The sequence below is a fragment of the Streptococcus sp. CCUG 71758 genome, assembly GCF_011714815.1.
GTDB classification, from domain to species: Bacteria; Bacillota; Bacilli; order Lactobacillales; family Streptococcaceae; genus Streptococcus; species Streptococcus halitosis.
The window spans coordinates 389579-414735 of the sequence record NZ_RXXO01000001.1; the positions used below are offsets into that span (position 1 = coordinate 389579).

Sequence of the window (25157 nt, forward strand, 5' to 3'; positions counted from 1 at the left end):
AGCAGTGGAAAATGAATTATTAGTATTGGGTACTGAAGAAGTAGATGAGTCTAAAAATATAAACTATGACGAATTAGAAGAACTATTGGAACAGCAATTTACAATGGAGTTTTCTAATCTCGAAAAATTAGAACTAGAATGTAAAGAGATTAGTTCACCAGATAAATTAGGAGATGTTATTTTAGATGAAATCTGGGATCAATTTGCGAATCAAATTGGTTTAGATATGACAGGTGACACGCTTCTTAAGCAGTATAACGATAAACATCCTAATGGTTATACAAAAGAAGAGGGTGCTAAAATAATGAAAGATAAAAGGTATACTGATGCAAATAATGCTATGAAAGAAAAGCAAAAATCTGGAAATTTAAAGGATGAATATACTGGAAAAACTTTAAAATTAAATGAAAACGCAAATTTGGATCACGTTGTAGCACGTAAACAAATTTTTGAAAATTCTTGGAGAAAGATTGCTGATATAGATACTGCAGATTTAGCAAACAAAAAGGAAAATTTAGCAGCAACTAATGAATCACTTAATAAAAGTAAAGGTGCAAAATCTAATAGCGAGTATATAAAGGATAGAGAAGTAAGAGAAAAAAATCTAAAAGAACAAGTTGAAAGAGCTAATAAAAAAATTGACAAGAAGGATATTTCAGATTCCGAAAAACGAAATCTTAAAGCTATAAACGAAAAAAGATTAAATGATAAATTAGCTGCTGATTCACATAAGATGCTAAAGGTTGAGAAAAGTGCAAAGAAAGCTATGTATAAACCAATAGCAAAGAAAGCAGCAGTTAGAATGGCGAACAAGGCAGGTAAAGACACAGTTAAAGCTATGTTTGTTGCAGCGTTATTTGAGATGTTGAAAGAAATAATGAATGCTTTAGTAAGATATTTTAAAGCAAAGAAACAATCTTTTGATACATTTATAGAGGAAATGAAAAAAGCACTTCATTCATTTTTTGGCAAAATCAAAGATTTTATTAAAGTAGGTGTAGATAGTATTGTTGGAAGCATCGTAGGAGAAATTATTGGCAGATTTAACCAAAAATTACAAAAACTTCCAAACTTGATTAAACAATTATTTGGTTCTATAAGAGAAAGTATTTCTTATTTATCTAACCCTGCAAATCAAACACATTCTACAGCAATTAAGATAGCTCACATTTCAAAAATTATTACTTCAGGTTTAGTTGCTGTAGGAGCAATGTTTTTAGGAGAATATTTTGAACAGTTCTTAAATAAGATACCAGGTATGACTTTTGAAATAAAACTTCTAGGAACAATTGCTAATATTTTAGGGATGTTCTTAGCAAGTTTACTAACTGGAATCTTAGGAGCGATAATCATTAACGGACTTGATCAATTTATTTCAAAAAAATTAATTGAGGAAAATCAAAAACAACAAGCTGATAAGAAGAACGAATTGCTAAGAATTCAGGATGTTCAAATTTTTGTTGCTGAGCAGAATGTTGCTATTAAAAGAAATGATATATTCAGTAAGATGGCTAAGAACCATCAAAAACTAAGAGAACTTCTTGGTAATGTTCAAGAGGAGTTTTCTAATTCGAAGATTGATTTCAAACAGCGATTATTAGCTAACGAAATGTACTTTGATGAAAAGCAAAGTGAACTTGAAGAAATGCAAAGTGCATTAAATGATTTATTATAGGAGAATGTTTATGTCAGAAGAATTAGAGATTCAGGTTTTAGCAAAATCTGAAAAATTTAATGAGAAAAAAGAAGCCCTAAAAGCTTTTAGTGAAGAGATTCCAGAACAATCAAATTTACCAACTGTCCCACAAGAAGATCCAATGCTAGGATTTATTGGCATGGAATATGATGTTAAAGGTAAGGATTTAAACGCTCTCACAGATGAAGTTCAAAATAGAATGATTGAACAAAACAAGCATATTAAAAAAATTATTCAGGAATTTAATACAATTTACGAAACATTTCAAATATTGGATGATGAGTATATTCAAAGCATTTCAAAGTCTTTGGTTGCAGCCAAAGAGGCAAACAATAAGGCTATACAGGGATTGCAAGAGATAGAAGAATATCAAACAGGTAATAAAAAACTATTAGATGATGTTTTTAAACAGAATAAAGATTTAATTGATATATTGAAGAAGCATCATAAAAAGCTAGAAGAGTTAGAACAACTTGAAGAGAAGCAAAGTGAAATTCAAATTGAAATTGATAGTTTAAAAGCGAAGCTAAAATCATTAGTGAAAATAGAAAATAGTTTTAACGATTTGCATTTACAAGTTAAAGAAACACAAAATGAACTGAAAAACGATGTAGATAAGATGAATTTTCGATTAATAGACGAAAGTAAAAATCTTACTTTAATAATCGAGAAATTTAAAACTGAATTAGAGGAAAAGCAAAAAGAGATTAGTTTCCTTAGAAAAGGATTCTATGCCTTAGGAATCTTATTCGCTCTAATAGTGGTATTTCTGTTATTTAAAGGAATGTAGATGATTAGTGAAACATATTTAAAACTGTTAAAATCTGAAGTGAAGAAAATTGATGATTTAACAAATAGTACTTATGAATTAGAAATAGCTATTCAAGATATAGTTGATAATGTTAAAAATGCAGAATTAGAGTTAATAAAACGTTTAGGAAATTTATCAAATAATGATAAATTTCCCAAAATTAAAGATAGACAATCAACGGTTTTAGAGTTACTGTATAAATATCTTGGTTCTAGATTAATAGATAGTGAGTACGCTATTTTAAAAGAAATCAATACCAAATCATTTGATGAGCTGTCCGATGAATTAAACTCCTTGATAGGTTTAGAAAATGTGAAGAAAGAGATTGAAGATCTAGTCGCATTTAATAAAGTTCAGCAAAGTAGAGAAAAAATCGGTCTTAAAAAAACAAATAGAACGATGCATATGGCGTTTTTAGGTAATCCAGGTACTGGTAAAACTACTGTGGCTAGAATCGTTGGGAATATGTATCGATCATTAGGAATATTAAGTAAAGGTCATTTTATTGAGGCGACTAGAACAGACTTAATAGCAGAATATCAAGGACAAACTGCTTCGAAAGTTAAGAGATTGATACAAAAAGCCAAAGGTGGTGTATTGTTTATTGATGAAGCATATAGTATTACTGAAAACGATAAAAGTGATAGCTATGGTCGAGAGTGTTTAACTGAGTTAACTAAAGCATTAGAAGACTATCGTGATGATTTGGTGGTTATTGTTGCTGGATATGATGAATTGATGAAAAAATTTTTTGAATCTAATCCTGGGTTAAAATCAAGATTTAATTATTTTATTACGTTTGAAGATTATACTGTGGACCAAATGTTTAATATTTTTCTTTCATATTGTAAAAATGAAGAGTACATTTTACATGATTCTGCAAAAGAAATATTAAAAAAATATTTAGAATTACATAGTAGCAATCCTGAAAATAAAAATGCAAATGGGCGATTTGTAAGAAATGTATTTGATAGGATAATTATGAACCAAGCAAGAAGATTAGCCACACTATCTTTTGTTACAAAAGTTAATTACATTACAATTCTTGAAGAAGATATTTCATGAATGAAATCAGAAAGCAAAACATGAACGGTATTATCAACTTAAAAAAAGAAGCGGGCATGACCTCGCATGATGCGGTTTTTAAACTGCGTAAGATTTTGGGAACCAAGAAGATTGGTCATGGTGGGACCTTGGATCCGGATGTAGTGGGAGTTCTGCCAATCGCGGTTGGCAAGGCAACCCGTATGGTCGAATTTATGCAGGACGAGGGCAAGGTCTATGAGGGGGAAATCACTCTTGGCTATTCAACGACGACCGAGGATGCAAGTGGAGAAGTGGTCGCAGAGACACCTGTTTTGTCGCCCTTAGATGAAACCATTGTCGATGAAGCGATTGCTAGTCTGACTGGGCCTATTACTCAGATTCCGCCTATGTACTCGGCTGTCAAGGTCAATGGTCGCAAGCTCTATGAGTATGCGTATGCAGGTCAGGAAGTGGAGCGTCCAGAACGTCAGGTCACTATTTATCAATTTGAGAGGACGAGTCCGATTTCTTATGAGGATCACCTCGCACGTTTTACATTTCGTGTGAAATGTAGTAAGGGGACTTATATCCGTACCTTGTCAGTTGATTTGGGAGAGAAGCTGGGTTATGCGTCCCATATGTCCCATTTGACTCGGACGAGTGCAGCAGGTTTACAACTGGAAGATGCTCTTACCTTGGACGAAATTGCTGCAAAAGTGGAGGCTGGTCAACTGGACTTTCTCCATCCTCTAGAGATTGGAATAGGTGACCTTGTCAAAGTTTTCTTAACTCCAGAAGAGGCTACAGAAGTGCGCTTTGGTCGTTTTATTGAGTTGGACCAAACGGAAAAGGAATTTGCTGCCTTTGAAGGAGATAAATTGCTAGCCATTCTAGAAAAAAGGGGAAATGTCTACAAGCCAAGGAAGGTTTTTGGCTAGTCTAACTGGAGTGTAGGGAATGTTGTTTCCCCTAGACTATCCAAATCAGACTATAAATTTTGCTAAAAATATGATAGAATAGACGACGGATAAAAAAACGGAGGATAGCATGCAAAATAGACCAATCATTATCGGAGTGACAGGTGGTTCTGGTGGTGGTAAAACCAGTGTTTCGAGGGCCATTTTATCACATTTTCCTGATGAAAAGATTTCCATGATTGAGCACGACTCATACTACAAGGATCAGTCTCACTTGACTTTTGAAGAGCGTGTCAAAACCAACTATGACCATCCATTTGCCTTTGATACAGATTTGATGATCGAGCAGATTAAGGAATTGTTGGCAGGGCGTCCGGTGGACATTCCAACTTATGACTATACAGCGCATACACGGAGTAGCAAGACCTATCGTCAGGAGCCTCAGGATGTCTTTATCGTTGAGGGGATTTTGGTCTTGGAGGACAAGCGTCTGCGCGATTTGATGGATATCAAGATTTTTGTGGATACAGATGATGATGTGCGCATTATTCGTCGTATCAAGCGCGATATGGAAGAACGAGGCCGTAGTCTGGATAGTGTTATTGACCAATATCTGGGTGTGGTCAAACCCATGTACCACCAGTTTATCGAGCCGACCAAGCGTTATGCCGATATCGTCATTCCTGAAGGAGTCAGCAATACCGTTGCTATCGACCTTTTGACCACCAAGATTGCAAAGATTTTGGAAGAAGCACGAAACAGCAAATAATCAGATGAGGAGGCCTAGCCTCCTTTTTCTATTTTTCCTTTAGTTTCAGTAGGAAAAAGGTGATTTTTAAGCATGTTTTTGGTATAATAATACCCATGGAAAAGCAAGAAAATGAATAGTAGGTGGAGATGGAAAAGTATTTATCGGTAACAACTTTGACCAAGTATCTGAAAATGAAATTCGATAAAGACCCTTACTTGGAACGGGTCTATTTAACTGGTCAAGTTTCCAACTTTCGTAAACGTCCTACTCACCAATATTTCTCCCTAAAAGATGACCGAGCAGTCATTCAAGCGACTATTTGGTCTGGGATTTATCAAAAATTAGGCTTCGACCTCGAAGAAGGAATGAAGATCAATGTGATTGGGCGTGTACAGGTCTATGAACCAAGTGGGAGTTATTCCATCATCATTGAAAAGGCAGAGCCTGATGGGGTTGGGGCGCTTGCGATTCAGTTTGAGCAACTCAAGAAAAAATTGACGGAAGAAGGTCTGTTTCAAGAACGCTTCAAGCAACCTTTGCCCCAGTTTTCAAAGAGAATTGGTGTAGTGACAAGCCGTAGCGGAGCTGTTATTCGAGATATTATCACGACCGTCAGCAGGCGCTTTCCAGGTGTCGACATTCTTCTCTATCCGACCAAGGTACAAGGTGAAGGAGCAGCAGAAGAAATTGCTCGAAATATTGCGTGTGCCAATCAACGGGACGATTTGGATTTGCTCATTATTGGTCGTGGTGGTGGTTCGATCGAGGATCTCTGGGCCTTTAACGAAGAAATTGTGGTACGGGCTATTTTTGAATCTCGTTTGCCAGTTATCTCCAGTGTTGGGCATGAGACGGATGTGACCTTGGCAGACTTTGTAGCCGATCGTCGTGCTGCGACGCCAACAGCTGCAGCTGAACTGGCAACACCTGTCACTAAGTTGGATCTCTTGACCCATTTGCAAAATCAGGAAAAACGAATGGCGATAGCTGTACAAAATGTCCTGTCAAGAAAAAAAGAAGCTCTGAAAAAATGCAGTCAGTCTGTTATCTTTAGACAACCAGAGCGCTTGTATGACGGCTATTTGCAACGCTTGGACCAGCTGCAACTGCGCTTAAAACAAAGTTTGCGAACACGGATTTCTGACAGCAACCAACTAGTCCAAGCAAGGACACACCAATTGGTGCAATTATCACCTGTTACCAAAATCCAACGCTATCAGGATCGGCTTGCTCAGTTGGACAAGCTCCTCCGTAGCCAAATGGCCTTAGTTTATGATGCCAAGGTTGCTGAGGTCAAGCGCCTTTCGGAAGCCTTGCTGATGTTGGATACTAGCCGAATTGTGGCGCGTGGTTATGCAATTGTCAAAAAAGAAGAGTCAGTTGTTGATTCGGTTGAGAAGTTGAAGAAAAAAGACCAAGTGACGCTTTTGATGCGAGATGGTCAAGTAGAATTAGAGGTTAAAGATGTCAAAACAAAAGAAATTTGAGGAAAATCTAGCAGAACTGGAAAACATTGTCCAAAGTTTGGAAAATGGTGAAATTGCTCTGGAAGATGCGATTGCTGCCTTTCAAAAGGGCATGATCTTGTCAAAAGAACTCCAAGCGACCTTGGACAAGGCTGAAAAGACCTTGGTCAAGGTCATGCAAGAAGACGGAACAGAAAGTGATTTTGAATGAAGAAGCAAGAAAAATTAGCTCTTGTGGAGGCTGCCTTGGAAGACTTTTATGGAGATCAGCAGTTTGCCTCTAGTTTACGAGAGTCTGTTCTCTATTCCATTCATGCTGGTGGCAAGCGTATTCGCCCTTTTCTTCTTTTAGAAGTTCTGGAAGCCTTGCAGGTTGCTATTAGACCAGAACATGCTCAGGTGGCTGCGGCTTTGGAAATGATTCATACAGGGAGCTTGATTCACGATGACCTTCCTGCTATGGATGACGATGATTATCGTCGGGGACGCTTGACCAATCATAAGAAATTCGGCGAAGCGATGGCAATATTGGCAGGTGATGCCTTGTTCCTAGATCCCTATGCCTTGATAGCGCAGGCAGATTTGCCAAGTCAGATCAAGGTGGATTTGATTGCCAACCTATCCCTTGCTTCAGGAAGTCTAGGCATGGTAGCAGGTCAGGTTTTAGATATGGAAGGCGAACACCAACATTTGTCTTTGGAAGAACTTCAGACCATTCATGCCAATAAGACTGGAAAATTACTAGCCTACCCTTTCCAAGCAGCTGCTATCATAGCAGAATTAGCGCCAGAAATCCAAGCAAAATTGAAAACTGTGGGTGAATTAATCGGACTTGCCTTTCAAGTTCGAGATGATGTGCTGGATGTGACAGCTAGTTTTGAGGAAATCGGCAAGACACCGCAAAAGGATTTACAGGCAGAAAAGTCGACCTATCCAGCCTTGTTGGGCTTGGAAAAGGCCATTGCCTTTTGTAACCAAACTCTGAATCAAGCCGAGGCTAAATTAGAAGAAATTGCCCAGCAGGTTCCCTTTGAAACAGCACCGATTGTGAAAATAGTAGAAAGTTTGAGAATCAATGGCTAAGGAAAGAGTGGATGTACTAGCTTATAAACAGGGCTTGTTTGAAACGCGAGAACAGGCCAAGCGCGGTGTCATGGCTGGACTAGTCGTAGCAGTCCTTAATGGAGAACGCTTTGACAAACCAGGAGAGAAAATCCCAGATGACACTGAGCTAAAACTCAAGGGTGAAAAACTCAAGTATGTCAGTCGAGGTGGTCTAAAACTAGAGAAGGCCTTGCAGGTCTTTGATTTGTCAGTGGAGGGAGCAACTACGATTGATATTGGGGCTTCCACTGGTGGATTTACTGACGTCATGTTGCAAAATGGTGCTGAGTTAGTCTTTGCAGTCGATGTTGGCACCAATCAGTTGGCTTGGAAATTACGTCAAGACCCACGGGTTGTCAGCATGGAGCAGTTTAATTTTCGTTATGCTGAAAAGACTGATTTTGAGCAGGAACCGAGCTTTGCCAGTATTGATGTGAGTTTCATTTCCCTCAGTCTGATTTTGCCTGCCTTGCACCGTGTCTTGGCAGATCAAGGGCAGGTGGTGGCTCTGGTTAAGCCCCAGTTTGAAGCAGGTCGTGAGCAGATTGGAAAGAATGGAATCATTCGCGATGCCAAGGTTCATCAAACTGTCCTTGAATCTGTCACTGCTATGGCAGTTGAGCAAGGTTTTTCAGTGCTTGGATTAGACTATTCACCAATCCAAGGTGGACATGGAAACATTGAATTTCTGGCATATTTGAAAAAGGAAGAGGGAGCAAGTAATCAAGTTGCTCCCGAAATAGAAAAAGTTGTAGAGAGAGCACATAGAGAATTTAAAGATGAATAAAAAAGAGAGACTTGAAAAAATTAGAAGATTTGTCACGGATTATCAAATCGGGACTCAGGAAGAAATCGTTGAGCATTTGAAGGAAGCAGGTATTTCTGCTACGCAAGCCACTGTCTCAAGGGACATCAAAGAGCTTGGTATTGTTAAAATTCCTTTGAAGAACAATACCTATATTTATGAGTTACCAAAATCAATCGTCAAAAGTTTGCAGTTGGCTGAGGATAATATTGTGAGTTCCGAGCTAATGGGAAATATGATCAACCTTTCTGTTATTCCTGGAAATACTATTTTTGTGAAGAGTCAGTTGGTTGAAGCATTTCCTGAACAGATTTTTAGCTGTCTAGCTGATGATGATTCTATCTTAATTGTAGCTAGAACAGCAGAGGCAGCTGAAGAAATTGTTGAACAAGTCAAAAAATGGTAGGTCAGTATGTTACTTGAAATTTCAATAAAAAACTTTGCCATTATTGAGGCGATTTCGCTCAATTTTGAAAAGGGTATGACTGTTTTGACCGGGGAAACGGGTGCCGGAAAGTCGATCATTATCGATGCTATGAATCTCATGTTGGGGGCTCGAGCAACGACAGACGTTATTCGTCACGGTGCTCCTAAGGCAGAGATTGAGGGACTTTTCTCGGTTGAAAACAGTCGCGTTTTACAGGAACTTTTTGATGAGCAAGGTTTGGAATTGGGCGATGAAATCATCATTCGCCGTGAAATTCTCCAAAACGGACGTAGTATTAGTCGCGTAAATGGCCAGATGGTCAATCTGTCTGTCTTGCGTGCCATTGGGCAACACCTTGTGGATATTCATGGTCAGCATGACCAAGAAGAGTTGATGCGTCCCCAACTTCATATCCAAATGTTGGATGAGTTTGGTGATGCTGCCTTTTTTGAGCTTAAACAAGCCTATCAGACAAGCTTTGACGCCTATCGCAAAATGCGTAAACAAGTTCTTGAAGTCAAGAAAAATCAGCAGGAACACAAGTCTCGCATTGAGATGTTGGAATTTCAAATGGCAGAGATTGAGGCGGTAAATTTGCAAGCAGGTGAAGACTTGGCCCTCAACCAAGAACGAGATAAACTCCTCAATCACAAGAATATAGCGGATACCTTGACAAATGCCTACACTATGTTGGACAATGAGGAGTTTTCTAGCCTAGCTAATGTTCGTTCAGCCATGAATGACATGGAAAGTGTTGAAGAATACGATCCTGAATACCGTGAAATTTCAAGTTCTCTATCTGAGACCTACTATGTTTTAGAAGATATAACTAAGCGTTTGGAAGATATCATTGAAGATTTAGATTTTGATGGCAATCGCCTCATGCAGGTTGAAAATCGCTTAGACCTTCTAAATACCATTACACGCAAGTATGGTGGAACTGTGGATGAGGTCTTGCTTTACTTTGCTAAGATCACGGATGAGTACAATCTCTTGACTGGAAATAACCTTTCCTCCGAAGACATGGAAGCAGAGCTTAAGAAATTGGAAGTAACTCTTGTCGACTTGGCAGGTCGACTTGCATCAGCACGCCATGACTTGGCCCAGCAGCTTGAAGCAGAGATTAAACAAGAACTGCAAGACCTCTATATGGAGAAGGCGCAGTTCCAGGTTCGTTTTAGCAAGGGTAAATTTAGTCGTGAGGGGAATGAAACGGTCGAGTTTTTCATTTCTACCAACCCAGGTGAAGACTTTAAACCCTTGGTCAAAGTTGCGTCCGGTGGGGAACTATCTCGCCTTATGCTAGCTATTAAATCCGCCTTTTCTCGTAAGGAAGGGAAGACTAGTATTGTTTTTGATGAGGTGGATACGGGAGTTTCAGGTCGTGTGGCTCAAGCTATTGCTCAGAAGATTCACAAGATTGGCCAACATGGTCAGGTTCTTGCTATTTCTCACCTTCCACAAGTGATTGCCATCGCGGACTATCAATTCTTTATTGAGAAGATTAGTGATGAGCACTCAACGGTGTCGACGGTTCGTCTCTTGACTTTAGAAGAGCGCGTAGAGGAAGTAGCTAAAATGTTGGCTGGGGAGAATGTAACAGAGGCGGCCCTTACCCAAGCCAGAGAATTATTGCAAAAGAGGGAGAAATAAATGACAGATTATTATGTAATTGGAGATGTCCATGGAAAAGCAGGTATGTTGGAAGACCTTCTCAAAACATGGGATGGTCACACCCAGTTGCTTTTTCTAGGGGATTTGATTGACCGAGGTGAAGATAGTCGCCGTGTTCTAGAAATGGTCAAGGACTTGGTGGACAATCAAGGGGCTATCTGTCTATCAGGAAACCACGAGTATATGTTTTTAACTTGGTTGGACAATCCTGAAGAAAGCTATGACCACTATCGTCGAAATGGTGGCGATACAACTATTAACTCTATTCTAGGTCGTCCCTTAGATGCACCTGTGGATGCAGTTGAAGACGCTAAACGTGTTGCGACTGAAGCAGCAGATTTGGTCGAATTTATTCGTCAAATGTCATTTGTAGTAGAGACAGACAAGTATATCTTTGTTCATGCTGGTATTGATTTGACCTTGGATGATTGGCATGAAACGACTGATTACAAGAAAGTCTGGCTCAGAAAACCATTCCACGAAGCCGAAAATCATACTGGGAAAACCATTGTCTTTGGGCATACACCGGTTTATGGTTTGCTCAAGCAAGACCGAGGTACAGCTGAGCTTTGGATAACAGATGATGGCAAGATTGGCATGGATGGAGGAGCTGTCTATGGTGGTGTCCTTCATGGGATCGTCTTTACAGACCAAGGAATGACAGAACACCACTTTATCGAAAATGATGGCTTTGTTGCCGAAGATTAGTACTCCTAACAGGGTATGGTCTTGTCAAAATGTTAAAAACAATTTATAATTAATAGATACCCTGAAAGGAAGAGCATCATGAACTTAGAAGAATTGAAACAACGACAGGAGAAGATTCGAAACTTCTCCATTATCGCCCATATTGACCATGGGAAGTCAACGCTTGCAGACCGAATTTTGGAAAAGACAGAGACGGTTTCTAGTCGTGAAATGCAAGCCCAACTTCTGGATAGTATGGATCTTGAGCGTGAACGTGGGATTACCATCAAACTTAATGCCATTGAGCTGAATTACACTGCGAAAGATGGGGAAACTTATATTTTCCACTTGATAGACACGCCTGGGCATGTGGACTTTACTTATGAAGTTTCACGTTCGCTAGCTGCCTGTGAAGGGGCGATTTTGGTAGTTGACGCTGCACAAGGAATTGAGGCACAAACTCTTGCCAACGTTTATCTAGCCTTGGACAATGATTTGGAAATTCTGCCAGTCATTAACAAGATTGACCTACCAGCAGCTGATCCAGAGCGTGTTCGTACAGAGATTGAGGATGTCATTGGACTGGATGCCAGTGAAGCGGTCTTAGCTTCTGCTAAGGCTGGTATTGGGATCGAAGAAATCCTCGAGCAAATCGTGGAAAAAGTTCCTGCTCCTACTGGTGATGTAACTGCTCCTCTCAAGGCCTTGATTTTCGACTCTGTCTACGATGCTTACCGTGGTGTTATTCTTCAAGTCCGTGTCATGGACGGAGTTGTCAAACCTGGCGATAAGATTCAACTCATGAGCAATGGCAAGACCTTTGATGTGACGGAAGTTGGTATTTTCACGCCGAAAGCAGTAGGGCGTGATTTCCTAGCGACAGGTGACGTTGGTTATATTGCGGCTTCTATCAAGACAGTTCAAGACACTCGTGTGGGTGATACAGTTACCTTGGCAACCAATCCTGCGGCAGAGCCATTACATGGCTACAAGCAGATGAATCCTATGGTCTTTGCAGGACTTTACCCAATCGAGTCAAATAAATACAATGACCTTCGTGAATCCCTAGAAAAATTGCAGCTCAACGATGCCAGTTTGCAGTTTGAACCAGAAACATCTCAGGCGCTGGGATTTGGTTTCCGTTGTGGATTCCTTGGACTTCTCCATATGGATGTTATCCAAGAGCGTTTGGAGCGTGAGTTCAATATTGACCTCATCATGACAGCTCCGTCTGTTATCTATAAGGTTAACCAAACTGACGGTGAGTCTATGGATGTCTCTAACCCATCAGAGTTTCCAGATCCAACCAAGATTGCGACTATTGAAGAGCCGTATGTTAAGGCGCAAATCATGGTACCACAGGAGTTTGTTGGGGCAGTAATGGAATTGGCTCAACGCAAACGTGGGGACTTTGTGACCATGGACTATATTGATGACAATCGTGTCAATGTTATCTACCAAATCCCACTTGCTGAAATCGTCTTTGACTTCTTTGATAAGCTTAAGTCTTCGACGCGTGGTTATGCAAGCTTTGACTACGAATTGTCAGAGTATCGCCCATCTAAGCTGGTCAAAATGGATATCCTTCTCAATGGTGATAAGGTGGACGCCCTCAGCTTTATCGTTCACAAGGATTTTGCCTACGAACGTGGGAAACTCATCGTTGATAAGCTCAAGAAAATCATCCCTCGTCAACAATTTGAGGTTCCAATTCAAGCAGCAATTGGGCACAAGATTGTGGCCCGTACTGATATCAAGGCCCTTCGTAAGAACGTACTTGCCAAGTGTTACGGTGGTGACGTTTCTCGTAAACGCAAACTCCTTGAAAAACAAAAGGCAGGTAAGAAACGGATGAAAGCTATCGGATCAGTAGAAGTCCCACAAGAAGCCTTCCTTAGCGTCTTAAGCATGGATGAAGAATAGAAAACAAAACTCTTGAGAAATTTTCAAGAGTTTTTGCTTTAAAGGAGAATGAGAAAAATCGTCAACTGACAGAATTGATCAAGTTAAAATTTGACAGGAGTCCTGATTTTTCTTATAATGCAGATGGAAAGGTGGTAGGATGAAAAAATTATTAATTTTAGGAACTGTTGTTACTGCTAGTGTTTTTCTAGCTTCATGCTCTAATAAATCGCAAATAGCAACCGAAGAAAGTTCGACTGCGGCTGTTAGTTCTTCTAGCAGTCAGGAAACGAGTAGCTCTAGCTCTACTGTTTCCGAAGCGAAGAAGGAAGAGACTCAAATCATCGGTTCGAATGAATATGGTTTTGTCAAGGTACCCAAATCATGGGTTCGATTCCATGAAGTAGAAGGTGGAAATGATATACAGTATTGCGATGGAACAGATATCAACATTGTTACGCTGAATACCTTCAAGGCTGAGCAGTTTAATATCAGCGAAGAAGAATATGCTAAACTGGATGTTGTGACTGTCTCATCTAGTATTTTAACTTCCAAAGAACAAAGCTCTGATTTCAGTAAGGTTTGGGGCTCCAAATCGACCATTGGAGGTTATGAAGCTTATGTTGTCAATGCAATTGCTAAGTCAGGGAAATACCTCGTTACCTGGGTCTTCCGATCAAATGATGGTAAAATCCGCTATGTTTCACTTGAAGGGGATGGGGAAACTTTAAAAACAATCTTACCGATGGTTGAAAGTAGCTGGTCAACTACTAAATCTGAATAAAAGAAAAAAAGAAGATTCTTGGTCTTCTTTTTATTTTTTTTACGAATAGATAGATGAGTAGAAAAGAAGAAATGGAGTTGTATATGAAGATCACAAACTATGAGATTTACAAATTGAGAAAAGCTGGGCTGAGCAATCAACAGATTTTAACTGTTCTTGAATATGATGAGACCGTAGATCAGGAGCTCTTGCTAGGTGATATTGCAGAAATATCGGGGTGCCGTAATCCTGCTGTCTTTATGGAACGCTATTTCCAGATAGATGATGCACACTTGGAGAAGGAGTTTCAGAAATTTCCATCCTTTTCTATTCTTGATGACTGTTATCCTTGGGATCTGAGTGAGATTTATGATGCTCCAGTGCTCTTGTTTTATAAAGGAAATCTGGACTTGTTGAAGTTTCCAAAGGTTGCTGTTGTAGGGAGTCGTTCATGTTCTAGTCAGGGAGCAAAGTCGGTCCAGAAAGTCATTCAAGGTTTGGAAAACGAGTTAATTGTGGTCAGTGGTTTAGCCAAAGGGATTGATACGGCTGCCCATATGGCTGCACTCCAGAATGGAGGAAGAACAATTGCAGTGATTGGAACAGGATTGGATGTTTTTTATCCCCGAGCCAATAAACGTTTGCAGGAACACATTGGCAATCACCATTTGGTACTTAGCGAGTACGGACCTGGAGAGGAACCCTTGAAATTTCACTTTCCAGCTCGTAATCGAATCATAGCAGGACTATGTCGAGGGGTCATTGTAGCAGAGGCAAGAATGCGTTCAGGGAGTCTCATTACCTGTGAGCGAGCTATGGAAGAAGGGCGTGATGTCTTTGCCATTCCAGGGAACATTCTTGATGGCCATTCAGATGGTTGCCACCACTTGATCCAAGAGGGGGCAAAGTTAGTCACAAGTGGTCAAGATGTGCTGGCAGAGTTTGAATTTTAAGGAGAAATTTGTTCACTCAGATAAACTTTTCTTCTATATATAGGACTTAGGTCTTGACAGCTATAGAAAAATGGTTTACACTTTATAAAGTTTATTACTTTGAAAAGGTGTGATAGTGTGGCTACGGCAACAAAGAAGAAAAAATCAACAGTTAAGAAAAATCTAGTCATCGTGGAGTCGCCTGCTAAAGCGAAAACGATTGAGAAATACCTAGGCAGAAATTACAAGGTTTTAGCCAGTGTCGGGCATATCCGTGATTTGAAGAAATCCAGTATGTCAGTCGACATTGAAAATAACTATGAACCACAGTATATCAATATCCGAGGAAAAGGTCCTCTCATCAATGACTTAAAAAAAGAAGCTAAAAAGGCCAATAAAGTCTTTCTTGCGAGTGACCCGGACCGTGAAGGAGAAGCGATTTCCTGGCATTTGGCTCATATTCTCGATTTGGATGAGAATGATGCCAACCGTGTGGTCTTTAATGAGATCACCAAGGACGCAGTAAAAAATGCCTTTAAAGAACCTCGCAAGATTGACATGGACTTGGTCGATGCCCAACAAGCTCGTCGTGTCTTGGACCGCTTGGTAGGCTATTCGATTTCGCCAATTTTGTGGAAAAAGGTCAAGAAAGGCTTATCAGCAGGACGCGTGCAGTCTGTTGCTCTTAAGCTCATCATTGACCGTGAAAATGAAATCAATGCCTTCCAACCAGAAGAATACTGGACAATTGATGGTGTCTTTAAGAAGGGAACCAAACAATTTCAGGCTTCTTTCTACGGTATGAATGGCAAAAAGATGAAATTGACCACTAATGAAGAAGTCAAAGAAGTCTTGTCCCATTTGACTAGCAAAGATTTCACAGTAGACCAGGTAGATAAGAAAGAACGCAAACGCAATGCGCCTCTACCTTATACGACTTCAACCATGCAGATGGATGCGGCTAACAAAATCAATTTCCGTACTCGAAAGACTATGATGGTAGCCCAACAGCTCTATGAAGGGATCAATATCGGATCGGGCGTGCAAGGTTTGATTACCTATATGCGTACAGACTCGACTCGTATCAGTCCTGTGGCTCAGAACGAAGCAGCAAGCTATATTAACGACCGCTTTGGTAGCAAGTATTCCAAGCATGGTAGCAAGGTCAAGAATGCCTCAGGTGCTCAGGATGCTCACGAAGCCATTCGTCCATCTAGTGTCTTTAACACACCTGAAAGCATCGCTAAGTACTTGGACAAAGACCAGCTTAAGCTCTATACCCTTATCTGGAACCGTTTTGTGGCTAGCCAGATGACAGGCGCTATCTTTGATACCATGGCTGTTAAGCTTTCTCAAAATGGGGTTCAGTTTGCAGCGAATGGAAGCCAAGTTAAGTTTGATGGGTATCTTGCTATCTACAATGACTCTGACAAGAACAAAATGTTGCCAGATATGACAGTAGGAGATGTGGTCAAACAGGTCAATAGCAAGCCAGAGCAACATTTCACTCAACCACCTGCTCGCTATTCGGAAGCGACTCTTATCAAGACCTTGGAGGAAAATGGAGTTGGCCGTCCGTCAACCTACGCTCCGACCATTGAAACCATCCAAAAACGTTACTACGTTCGTCTGGCTGCTAAACGTTTTGAACCGACAGAACTGGGAGAAATTGTTAACAAGCTCATCGTTGAATACTTCCCAGACATCGTCAATGTGACCTTCACAGCTGAAATGGAAGGAAAACTGGATGATGTCGAGGTTGGAAAAGAGCAGTGGCAACGTGTTATTGACGCCTTTTACAAACCATTCTCTAAAGAAGTAGCTAAGGCTGAATCTGAAATGGAAAAAATCCAGATCAAAGATGAGCCAGCTGGATTTGACTGTGAGGTTTGTGGCAGTCCAATGGTGATTAAGCTCGGTCGTTTTGGTAAATTCTATGCTTGTAGCAATTTCCCAGACTGCCGTCACACACAAGCTATTGTCAAAGAGATTGGAGTCGAGTGTCCAAGCTGTCATCAAGGACAAATCATCGAACGAAAAACCAAGCGCAATCGTATCTTCTATGGTTGCAATCGCTATCCAGAATGTGAGTTTACTTCCTGGGACAAACCAATTGGCCGTGACTGTCCAAAATGTGGACACTTCCTTGTGGAGAAAAAAGTCCGTGGTGGTGGTAAGCAGGTTGTATGTAGTAATGGCGACTACGAAGAAGAGAAAATTAAATAAAATGCAGAGTCCTGAAAATGAATTTCAGGCTCTTTTTTGTTGATGCTTGACAAATTTCCCCCTTGTATGCGAAACTAGAGGAAGAGTAATTTATCTAGGAGAAATCATGCGTATCATTTATCTCTGTATTGGCTTTATTTCACTGGCTTTAGCTGTTATTGGAGTTGTCCTACCACTTTTACCAACAACTCCCTTTCTTTTGTTAGCTATCGCTTGCTTTTCAAAATCTTCTAAGCGTTTTGAAGACTGGCTTTATCATACAAAGCTTTATCAGACCTATGTAGCTGATTTTCGGGAAACCAAGTCAATCGCGCGAGAACGCAAGAAAAAAATCATCGTTTCTATCTATATCTTGATGGGAATTTCTATTTATTTTGCCCCTCTTTTGCCAGTCAAAATCGGTCTGGGAGCCTTGACTGTCTTTATCACCTACTATCTCTTTAAAGTCATTCCTGACAAAGAATAGATAAAAATAGTAGTTATTTGCCTTGATAAAAATGAAAGCATATTTAAAATAATATGATATAATAAATTTAAAGAAAACATCAAGGAGAATCAAATGATTTACGAATTTTGTGCTGAAAATGTGACCTTGCTTGAAAAAGCGATGCAGGCTGGAGCTCGTCGAATCGAACTTTGTGACAATCTAGCAGTAGGAGGGACAACACCAAGCTATGGAGTAACCAAGGCAGCTGTTGAACTGGCAGCTAACTACGATACGACCATCATGACCATGATTCGTCCACGTGGTGGCGACTTTGTCTATAATGACCTAGAAATTGCTATTATGCTAGAAGACATTCGTTTGACTGCTCAAGCAGGTAGTCAAGGGGTCGTCTTTGGAGCATTAACTGCTGATAAGAAGTTGGATAAGGCTAATCTTGAGAAGCTGATTGTCGCATCTAAAGGAATGGAAATTGTCTTTCACATGGCCTTTGATGAATTGAGTGATGAAGATCAGTTGGAAGCCATTGACTGGCTCAGCCAAGCTGGTGTCACTCGTATCTTGACTCGTGCTGGTGTGTCTGGTGACTCGCTAGAGAAACGTTTCGCTCATTATCACAGAATTTTGGAACATGCTAAAGGTAAAATTGAAATCTTGCCAGGTGGTGGGATTGATTTGGACAACCGTCAAACCTTTATCGAACAGTTGGGCGTGACACAATTGCATGGAACTAAGGTTGTCTTTTAAAAAATAGAAAGGAACTGCTAGCTTTGGGTAGCAGTTTTCACTTATGTTTGAAATTTTTAAATCCTATCAGTTTAATAAAGAAAAAGCCCATGCCTATGGTTTTGTGGAAAATGGGGAAGTCTGGACCTATAGTTGCCAGATTTTGCAGGGTGAATTTTTCATGACACTCTCCATCACTCCTGATAATGTGAGCTTTCAGGTTTTTGACCAGGAAACGGGAGATCTCTATCCTCAAGTTCATATGGAAAGCATGCGTGGGAGTTTTGTCGGAAGTGTCCGTGAGGCTTGTTTGGAGATTCTTTACCAGATTCGGAAGGCTTGCTTTGATGTACAGGATTTTATCTGCCCTCAGACTAAGCGTATCATGGCTCAAGTTCAGGAAAAGTATGGTAATCAATTGGAGTATTTGTGGGAAAAATCGCCTGATACAGCTGTATTGCGCCATGAAGGCAATCAAAAGTGGTATGCTGTTGTGATGAGAATTCCATGGAATAAGCTGGAAAAGGGCAGAGAAGGACTAGTCGAAGCAGTCAACCTCAAACACGACCAAGTAGCTGACTTGCTTTCAAAAAAAGGCATTTATCCAGCCTTTCATATGAACAAACGCTACTGGCTTAGTCTGGCGCTTGATGATAGTTTGCAAGATGAAGAAGTGATAGAACTCATCGAAAGAAGTTGGAACTTGACTGTGAAAAATTAAAGAAAGTTACTTGAGTTTTCAAATACTTTCAATTAGCAAAATATTCTTTACTGAAGAAATTTTCAGAAAATAATGGATTTTTTCTTGACAAGTGTTTTTAGCTATGCTAAAATACTAAACAAGATATCAAACGAAGGAGAAAGTCAAACATGAAAACAGCTAAGTTTAATCAATTTGCTTTGTTGTTGAGGTACTCGGGCTAGTGCAAAAGCATTAGTCCTGTTTGGCTTACCAAGCGGGAGTAAATCAACATCTCGCTTGGGCTTCTGAGCGAGATGTTTTTTTAAAACCACATTTGGAAAAGGGGAAATCTTATGCGTAAAGTTGAATTTTTTGATACAAGCCTTCGTGATGGGGAACAAACACCTGGTGTTAACTTCTCAATAAAGGAAAAAGTTTCCATTGCAAGACAGCTGGAGAAATGGGGAATTTCTGTAATTGAAGCTGGTTTTCCGGCTGCTAGTCCAGATTCATTTATAGCCGTTCAAGAAATTGCTAAAGTCATGAAAAAAACAGCAGTGACAGGATTAGCTCGTTCTGTAAGATCTGATATTGATGCTTGTTATGAGGCTCTTAAGGATGCCAAGTATCCTCAAATTCATGTCTTTATCGCTACCAGTCCGATTCACCGCAAGTATAAGCTCAATAAAAGCAAGGAAGAGATTTTAGAAGCTATCAAGGAACATGTTTCTTATGCTCGTTCTAAGTTTGAAATCGTCGAATTCTCTCCTGAAGATGCGACTAGAACAGAGTTGGATTTCCTCTTACAAGTCGTTCAAACAGCGGTCGATGCAGGTGCATCTTATATCAATATCCCTGACACAGTTGGCTTTACGACTCCAGAAGAGTTTGCACGTATCTTTGATCACTTGACTGAAAATATTAAATCAGATCATAAAGTTGTCTTTGGTGTCCACTGTCACGATGATCTCGGTATGGCAACTGCAAATACTTTGACAGCAATTAAACACGGTGCTGGACGTGTCCAGGGAACTATTAATGGTATCGGTGAACGCGCAGGTAATGTTGCTCTTGAAGAAGTAGCAGTGGCGCTTAATATTCGCCAAGATTACTACCAAGCAGAAACCAGTATTGTCCTAAACGAAACCATCAATACATCAGAAATGGTTTCTCGCTTCTCAGGTATTCCAGTTCCTAAAAACAAGGCGGTTGTTGGAGGAAATGCCTTCTCTCACGAGTCTGGTATTCACCAAGATGGGGTTCTTAAAAATCCTCTTACCTATGAAATCATTACACCTGAATTGGTCGGTGTTAAGAGTAATAGCCTTCCGCTTGGTAAATTGTCCGGTCGCCACGCTTTTGTAGAAAAACTAAGAGATTTGGCTCTAGACTTTACTGAAGAAGACATCAAACCACTCTTTGCTAAGTTCAAGGCACTAGCGGACAAAAAGCAAGAAATCACAGATGCAGATATTCGTGCTCTGGTAGCTGGAATCATGGTTGAAAACCCAGAAGGATTCCACTTTGATGATTTACAACTGCAAACCCATGCAGATAATGAGATTGAAGCGCTCGTTAGCCTAGCCAATATGGATGGTGAAAAAGTCGAATTCAATGCGACAGGACAAGGCTCTGTTGAAGCGATCTTTAATGCTATTGACAAGTTCTTCAAACAATCCGTTCGCTTGGTATCCTATACTATTGACGCTGTGACAGATGGGATCGATGCTCAGGCTCGGGTATTGGTCACTGTTGAAAATAGAGATACAGAGACCATCTTTAACGCAGCAGGGCTTGATTTCGATGTACTGAAGGCTTCGGCTATTGCCTACATCAATGCCAATACCTTTGTTCAAAAGGAGAATGCTGGTGAGATGGGGCGTAGTGTTTCCTACCGCGATATGCCTAGTGTGTAAAGGAGAAGGCTATGACAAAAAAAATAGTAGCTCTAGCAGGAGATGGAATCGGCCCAGAAATCATGGAAGCTGGTTTGGAAGTTTTGGAGGCCCTAGCTGAAAAAACGGGCTTTGACTATGAGATAGATGGGCGACCTTTTGGAGGGGCAGGTATTGATGCTGAGGGGCATCCCTTACCTGATGAGACCCTCAAGGCATGTAGAGAAGCAGATGCTATTCTCCTAGCGGCTATTGGTAGTCCCCAGTATGATGGGGCAGCGATTCGGCCTGAACAAGGCTTGCTGGTTCTTCGTAAGGAACTCAACCTCTATGCTAATATTCGCCCCGTAAAAATCTTTGATAGTCTCAAGCATTTGTCACCTCTCAAACCGGAACGAATTGCTGGTGTAGACTTTGTCGTGGTGCGGGAGTTGACAGGTGGGATTTACTTTGGAGAACATATCCTTGAAGAGCGAAAAGCGCGTGATATCAACGACTACAGCTATGAGGAAGTAGAGCGGATTATTCGTAAAGCCTTTGAAATTGCAGGCAATCGCAGTAAGATCGTTACCAGCATCGACAAGCAAAATGTTCTAGCGACATCAAAACTCTGGCGCAGAGTGGCTGAGGAGGTTGCCAAGGATTTCCCAGATGTGTCCTTGGAACACCAGTTGGTGGACTCAGCTGCTATGCTTATGATTACCAATCCTGCTAAATTTGATGTCATCGTGACAGAAAATCTTTTTGGAGATATTCTATCAGATGAATCAAGCGTTCTATCTGGCACACTTGGAGTCATGCCATCTGCTAGTCACTCTGAAAATGGCCCAAGTCTCTATGAGCCCATTCACGGTTCGGCACCTGATATTGCTGGTCAGGGAATTGCCAATCCTATTTCCATGATTTTATCAGTAGCCATGATGTTGAGAGATAGTTTTGGACGTTTTGAGGAAGCAGAGCGTATTGAACATGCTGTAGAAGCCAGTTTGGCAGCAGGAATTTTAACGAGAGATATAGGAGGAAAGGCTTCGACCAAGGAAATGACGGAAGCCATCATTGAAAGACTATGAAGATAAACGAAGGAATCACTCTTACCCTCTTGATTTGGAATGTCATAATTTTCATCATATATGGAATCGACAAATTCAAGGCAAGGAGAGGTGCTTGGCGGATCCCAGAGAAAATTCTCTTGACGATAGCACTTGTCTGTGGTGGATTTGGTGCCTGGTTAGCAGGAATGACCTTTCATCACAAGACTCGAAAATGGTATTTTAAAACGGTTTGGTTCCTTGGCATGGTAACCACACTAGTAGCCCTATATTTCATTTGGAGGTAATGGATGGCAGGAAAATCGATTTTTGATAAATTATGGGACCGCCATGTCATCACAGGAGAAGAGGGGCAGCCCCAACTCATGTATGTGGACCAGCACTATATTCATGAAGTGACTAGTCCCCAAGCTTTTCAAGGATTACGAGATGCAGGTCGCAGATTGAGACGGCCAGACTTGACATTTGGAACCTTTGACCACAATGTACCAACGGTCAATATATATGATATTCGAGATGTAATTTCCAAGGCTCAAATTGATAAGCTTGCTGAGAATGTTGAGGAATTTGGGATTGAACATGCGTCCCACGGTTCCGAAAAGCAGGGAATTGTTCACATGGTAGGTCCAGAAACAGGACGGACGCAACCAGGAAAATTCATCGTCTGTGGAGACAGCCATACAGCAACTCACGGAGCTTTTGGAGCCATCGCCTTTGGAATCGGGACCAGTGAAGTCGAGCATGTCTTTGCTACCCAGACTCTCTGGCAAGTTAAACCTAAGAAAATGCTGGTAGAATTCACTGGTGTTCCACAAAAAGGAGTTTACTCCAAGGATTTTATCCTCGCCTTGATTGCCAAGTACGGCGTTGCTTGTGGTGTTGGTTATGTAGTGGAATATCGTGGACAGGCTATTGATGCACTGAGCATGGAAGAGCGAATGACCATCTGCAATATGTCCATCGAGTTTGGCTCTAAGATGGGGATCATGAATCCGGATCAAACCACCTATGACTATCTCAAGGGACGGGAATGCGTTCCAGAAGATTTCGAAGAGGCGGTTGCTGACTGGAAGACGCTTGTCAGTGATGAGGATGCTGTCTATGATAAGGTTATCCAGATGGATGTCTTTGACTTGGCACCCATGGTGACCTGGGGAACTAATCCTGCTATGGGGGTTGACTTTGATAGTAGCTTCCCAGAAATTAAGGATATGAATGATGAGCGAGCCTACAATTACATGGACTTGGAGCCTGGTCAAAAGCCAGCAGATATTGAACTAGGTTATATCTTTATCGGCTCTTGTACCAATGCTCGTCTCAGTGACTTGCAACTGGCTGCGCGATTTGTCAAAGGGAAGAAGATTGCTCCCAATCTAACAGCAATTGTAGTACCAGGATCGCGTCCTGTGAAACGAGCTGCTGAGAAGTTGGGCTTGGATAAGGTCTTCTTAGATGCTGGCTTTGAGTGGAGAGACCCAGGTTGCTCTATGTGCCTAGGGATGAATCCCGACAAGGTACCTGATGGTGTCCACTGTGCCTCAACCAGTAACCGCAACTTTGAGGATAGACAGGGATTTGGTGCTAAAACCCATCTCTGCAGTCCAGCCATGGCAGCGGCGGCAGCTATTGCAGGGCGTTTCGTAGATGTTCGGCAAATGCCAGAGGCCCAGTAAGGAGAGGATATGGAGAAATTTACAGTTTATACGGGAACGACTGTTCCTCTCATGAATGATAATATCGACACAGACCAAATCCTCCCCAAGCAGTTTCTCAAGTTGATTGATAAGAAAGGCTTTGGTAAGTACCTCATGTATGCTTGGCGTTATCTGGACGATAACTACACAGAGGATCCAGACTTTGTCTTTAACCGACCAGAATACCGTAAAGCCAGTATTCTCATCTCAGGGGATAACTTTGGTGCGGGGTCTTCGAGGGAACATGCAGCTTGGGCTCTAGCGGACTATGGTTTTAAGGTTGTGATTGCAGGATCTTTCGGGGACATTCATTACAATAATGAACTCAATAATGGCATGTTGCCAATTGTTCAGCCTAGGGAGGTTAGAGAGAAACTAGCCCAGCTAAAACCGACTGACCAGGTAACTGTGGACTTGGAACAACAGAAAATCATCTCACCAGTTGGAGAATTCACTTTTGAAATCGATAGCGAATGGAAACACAAACTCTTAAATGGTTTGGATGATATCGGTATTACTTTGCAGTATGAAGACTTGATTGCTGCCTATGAAAAACAACGACCAGCCTACTGGCAGGATTAGAAAAAATAGAAAAGGAACTATAGAACTATGACAAAACACATTCAATGGAACGGAACACTTTCACAAGAAGGCTATGACATTTTAAAAGGTGAGGGCGGATGTATCGTTTGCCCTACTAAAGTTGGTTACATTATCATGACTAGCGATAAGGCAGGTCTTGAACGCAAATTTGAAGCCAAAGAGCGTAACCGTAACAAACCAGGTGTTGTACTTTGTGGTAGCATGGATGAGCTTCGCGCTTTAGCACAACTCAATCCAGAAATTGAAGCCTTCTACCAAAAACATTGGGAAGAAGACATTCTTCTAGGTTGTATCCTTCCATGGAAACCAGAAGCCTTTGAGAAATTGAAAGCATACGGTGATGGCCGTGAAGAACTCATGACAGACGTTCGTGGTACTAGCTGTTTTGTCATCAAGTTTGGTAAAGCTGGTGAACAGTTGGCTGCTAAACTTTGGGAAGAAGGTAAAATGGTCTATGCCTCATCAGCAAACCCATCTGGTAAAGGAAACCGTGGTAAGGTAGAAGGTATCGGAGAACGGATCGAAGGAGCAGTGGACCTTGTTATCGAAGCAGACGACTATGTGGCATCTATCCAACCGGACAAAACGATTGAAACTCGCTACGAGCAAGGTGTGATGGTGTCTATGGTTGATAAAGACGGCAAACTAATCCCAGAACAAGATGGAGTACGTTCAATCTCACCAGCTCCAGTTGTGATCCGCAAAGGGCTTGACATTGATAAAATCATGATGCACCTGTCAGATACCTTTAACTCATGGGACTACCGTCAGGGTGAATATTACTAAGATAAAAAAAGAAGTCTAGTGTTATGAGATATTTAAGCTCCTAACACTGGGCTTTTTGTTTGGAAATTCTTTTCTTTTTCTATAGGATAT

25 protein-coding genes are annotated in these 25157 nt (G+C 40.9%); all 25 read left to right on the plus strand.

The window, feature by feature from the left end; genetic code table 11:
• Nucleotides 1-4: 4 nt before the first annotated feature.
• Nucleotides 5-1675: a hypothetical protein gene (locus tag EKB01_RS01990; protein WP_167265492.1), complete on the plus strand. Its 1671-nt coding sequence runs from the start codon at nt 5-7 to the stop codon at nt 1673-1675.
• A 10-nt stretch (nt 1676-1685) separates the two neighbouring features.
• Nucleotides 1686-2486 (plus strand): hypothetical protein, encoded by an 801-nt coding sequence (locus EKB01_RS01995; protein ID WP_167265493.1) that lies wholly within the window; start codon nt 1686-1688, stop codon nt 2484-2486.
• A complete protein-coding gene (locus tag EKB01_RS02000; protein ID WP_167265495.1) occupies nt 2487-3572 on the plus strand; it encodes an AAA family ATPase in 1086 nt (361 codons plus the stop codon).
• Between the two features lie 20 nt (nt 3573-3592).
• Nucleotides 3593-4471, plus strand: a complete 879-nt coding sequence (truB, locus tag EKB01_RS02005) for a tRNA pseudouridine(55) synthase TruB (RefSeq protein ID WP_167265699.1) — start codon at nt 3593-3595, stop codon at nt 4469-4471.
• Nucleotides 4472-4580: 109 nt separating this feature from the next.
• The gene (udk, locus tag EKB01_RS02010) at nt 4581-5219 is read left to right on the plus strand and encodes a uridine kinase (protein WP_001181369.1); all 639 of its coding nucleotides are present in this window, start codon (nt 4581-4583) and stop codon (nt 5217-5219) included.
• 128 nt (nt 5220-5347) lie between these two features.
• On the plus strand, nt 5348-6688 hold the full coding sequence (gene xseA / locus EKB01_RS02015) for an exodeoxyribonuclease VII large subunit (protein WP_167265498.1): 1341 nt from the start codon (nt 5348-5350) through the stop codon (nt 6686-6688).
• Nucleotides 6666-6878: an exodeoxyribonuclease VII small subunit gene (locus tag EKB01_RS02020; RefSeq protein ID WP_167265500.1), complete on the plus strand. Its 213-nt coding sequence runs from the start codon at nt 6666-6668 to the stop codon at nt 6876-6878. The genes xseA and EKB01_RS02020 overlap by 23 nt, the downstream gene beginning before the upstream one ends.
• Nucleotides 6875-7750 carry a polyprenyl synthetase family protein gene (locus EKB01_RS02025; protein ID WP_167265502.1) on the plus strand — a complete coding sequence of 292 codons (876 nt, stop codon included), beginning with the start codon at nt 6875-6877 and terminating at the stop codon, nt 7748-7750. The genes EKB01_RS02020 and EKB01_RS02025 overlap by 4 nt, the downstream gene beginning before the upstream one ends.
• Nucleotides 7743-8558: a TlyA family RNA methyltransferase gene (locus EKB01_RS02030; RefSeq protein ID WP_049478160.1), complete on the plus strand. Its 816-nt coding sequence runs from the start codon at nt 7743-7745 to the stop codon at nt 8556-8558. The genes EKB01_RS02025 and EKB01_RS02030 overlap by 8 nt, the downstream gene beginning before the upstream one ends.
• Entirely contained in the window at nt 8551-8982 is a 432-nt protein-coding gene (locus EKB01_RS02035; RefSeq protein ID WP_167265504.1) for an arginine repressor, read from the plus strand. The genes EKB01_RS02030 and EKB01_RS02035 overlap by 8 nt, the downstream gene beginning before the upstream one ends.
• A 6-nt stretch (nt 8983-8988) precedes the next feature.
• Complete coding sequence (recN, locus tag EKB01_RS02040) at nt 8989-10656, plus strand: DNA repair protein RecN (protein ID WP_167265506.1); 1668 nt, start codon at nt 8989-8991, stop codon at nt 10654-10656.
• Nucleotides 10657-11385, plus strand: a complete 729-nt coding sequence (locus EKB01_RS02045) for a metallophosphoesterase family protein (protein WP_167265508.1) — start codon at nt 10657-10659, stop codon at nt 11383-11385. It begins immediately after the preceding gene.
• Nucleotides 11386-11463: 78 nt separating this feature from the next.
• Nucleotides 11464-13287, plus strand: a complete 1824-nt coding sequence (gene lepA / locus EKB01_RS02050; RefSeq protein WP_167265510.1) for a translation elongation factor 4 — start codon at nt 11464-11466, stop codon at nt 13285-13287.
• Nucleotides 13288-13426: 139 nt separating this feature from the next.
• Nucleotides 13427-14050 (plus strand): hypothetical protein, encoded by a 624-nt coding sequence (locus EKB01_RS02055; protein ID WP_167265512.1) that lies wholly within the window; start codon nt 13427-13429, stop codon nt 14048-14050.
• A gap of 83 nt (nt 14051-14133) precedes the next feature.
• A complete protein-coding gene (dprA, locus tag EKB01_RS02060) occupies nt 14134-14982 on the plus strand; it encodes a DNA-processing protein DprA (RefSeq protein ID WP_167265514.1) in 849 nt (282 codons plus the stop codon).
• Between the two features lie 117 nt (nt 14983-15099).
• Nucleotides 15100-17187 carry a type I DNA topoisomerase gene (gene topA, locus EKB01_RS02065; RefSeq protein ID WP_167265516.1) on the plus strand — a complete coding sequence of 696 codons (2088 nt, stop codon included), beginning with the start codon at nt 15100-15102 and terminating at the stop codon, nt 17185-17187.
• Between the two features lie 106 nt (nt 17188-17293).
• Complete coding sequence (locus EKB01_RS02070) at nt 17294-17653, plus strand: YbaN family protein (RefSeq protein ID WP_001220351.1); 360 nt, start codon at nt 17294-17296, stop codon at nt 17651-17653.
• 93 nt (nt 17654-17746) lie between these two features.
• Nucleotides 17747-18379, plus strand: a complete 633-nt coding sequence (locus EKB01_RS02075; RefSeq protein WP_167265518.1) for a copper homeostasis protein CutC — start codon at nt 17747-17749, stop codon at nt 18377-18379.
• A gap of 43 nt (nt 18380-18422) precedes the next feature.
• The gene (locus tag EKB01_RS02080; protein ID WP_167265520.1) at nt 18423-19079 is read left to right on the plus strand and encodes an MmcQ/YjbR family DNA-binding protein; all 657 of its coding nucleotides are present in this window, start codon (nt 18423-18425) and stop codon (nt 19077-19079) included.
• Nucleotides 19080-19393: 314 nt separating this feature from the next.
• The gene (locus tag EKB01_RS02085; protein ID WP_167265522.1) at nt 19394-20956 is read left to right on the plus strand and encodes a 2-isopropylmalate synthase; all 1563 of its coding nucleotides are present in this window, start codon (nt 19394-19396) and stop codon (nt 20954-20956) included.
• Nucleotides 20957-20967: 11 nt separating this feature from the next.
• Nucleotides 20968-22005 (plus strand): 3-isopropylmalate dehydrogenase, encoded by a 1038-nt coding sequence (leuB, locus tag EKB01_RS02090; protein WP_167265524.1) that lies wholly within the window; start codon nt 20968-20970, stop codon nt 22003-22005.
• Nucleotides 22002-22271, plus strand: a complete 270-nt coding sequence (locus EKB01_RS02095; protein WP_167265526.1) for a DUF1294 domain-containing protein — start codon at nt 22002-22004, stop codon at nt 22269-22271. Before leuB ends, EKB01_RS02095 begins: the two co-directional genes overlap by 4 nt.
• Nucleotides 22272-22274: 3 nt before the next feature.
• The gene (leuC, locus tag EKB01_RS02100; RefSeq protein WP_167265528.1) at nt 22275-23657 is read left to right on the plus strand and encodes a 3-isopropylmalate dehydratase large subunit; all 1383 of its coding nucleotides are present in this window, start codon (nt 22275-22277) and stop codon (nt 23655-23657) included.
• Between the two features lie 9 nt (nt 23658-23666).
• Nucleotides 23667-24260: a 3-isopropylmalate dehydratase small subunit gene (gene leuD / locus EKB01_RS02105; RefSeq protein ID WP_000410640.1), complete on the plus strand. Its 594-nt coding sequence runs from the start codon at nt 23667-23669 to the stop codon at nt 24258-24260.
• 27 nt (nt 24261-24287) lie between these two features.
• Nucleotides 24288-25067 (plus strand): Sua5/YciO/YrdC/YwlC family protein, encoded by a 780-nt coding sequence (locus EKB01_RS02110; RefSeq protein WP_167265530.1) that lies wholly within the window; start codon nt 24288-24290, stop codon nt 25065-25067.
• The last annotated feature ends 90 nt before the right edge of the window (nt 25068-25157 follow it).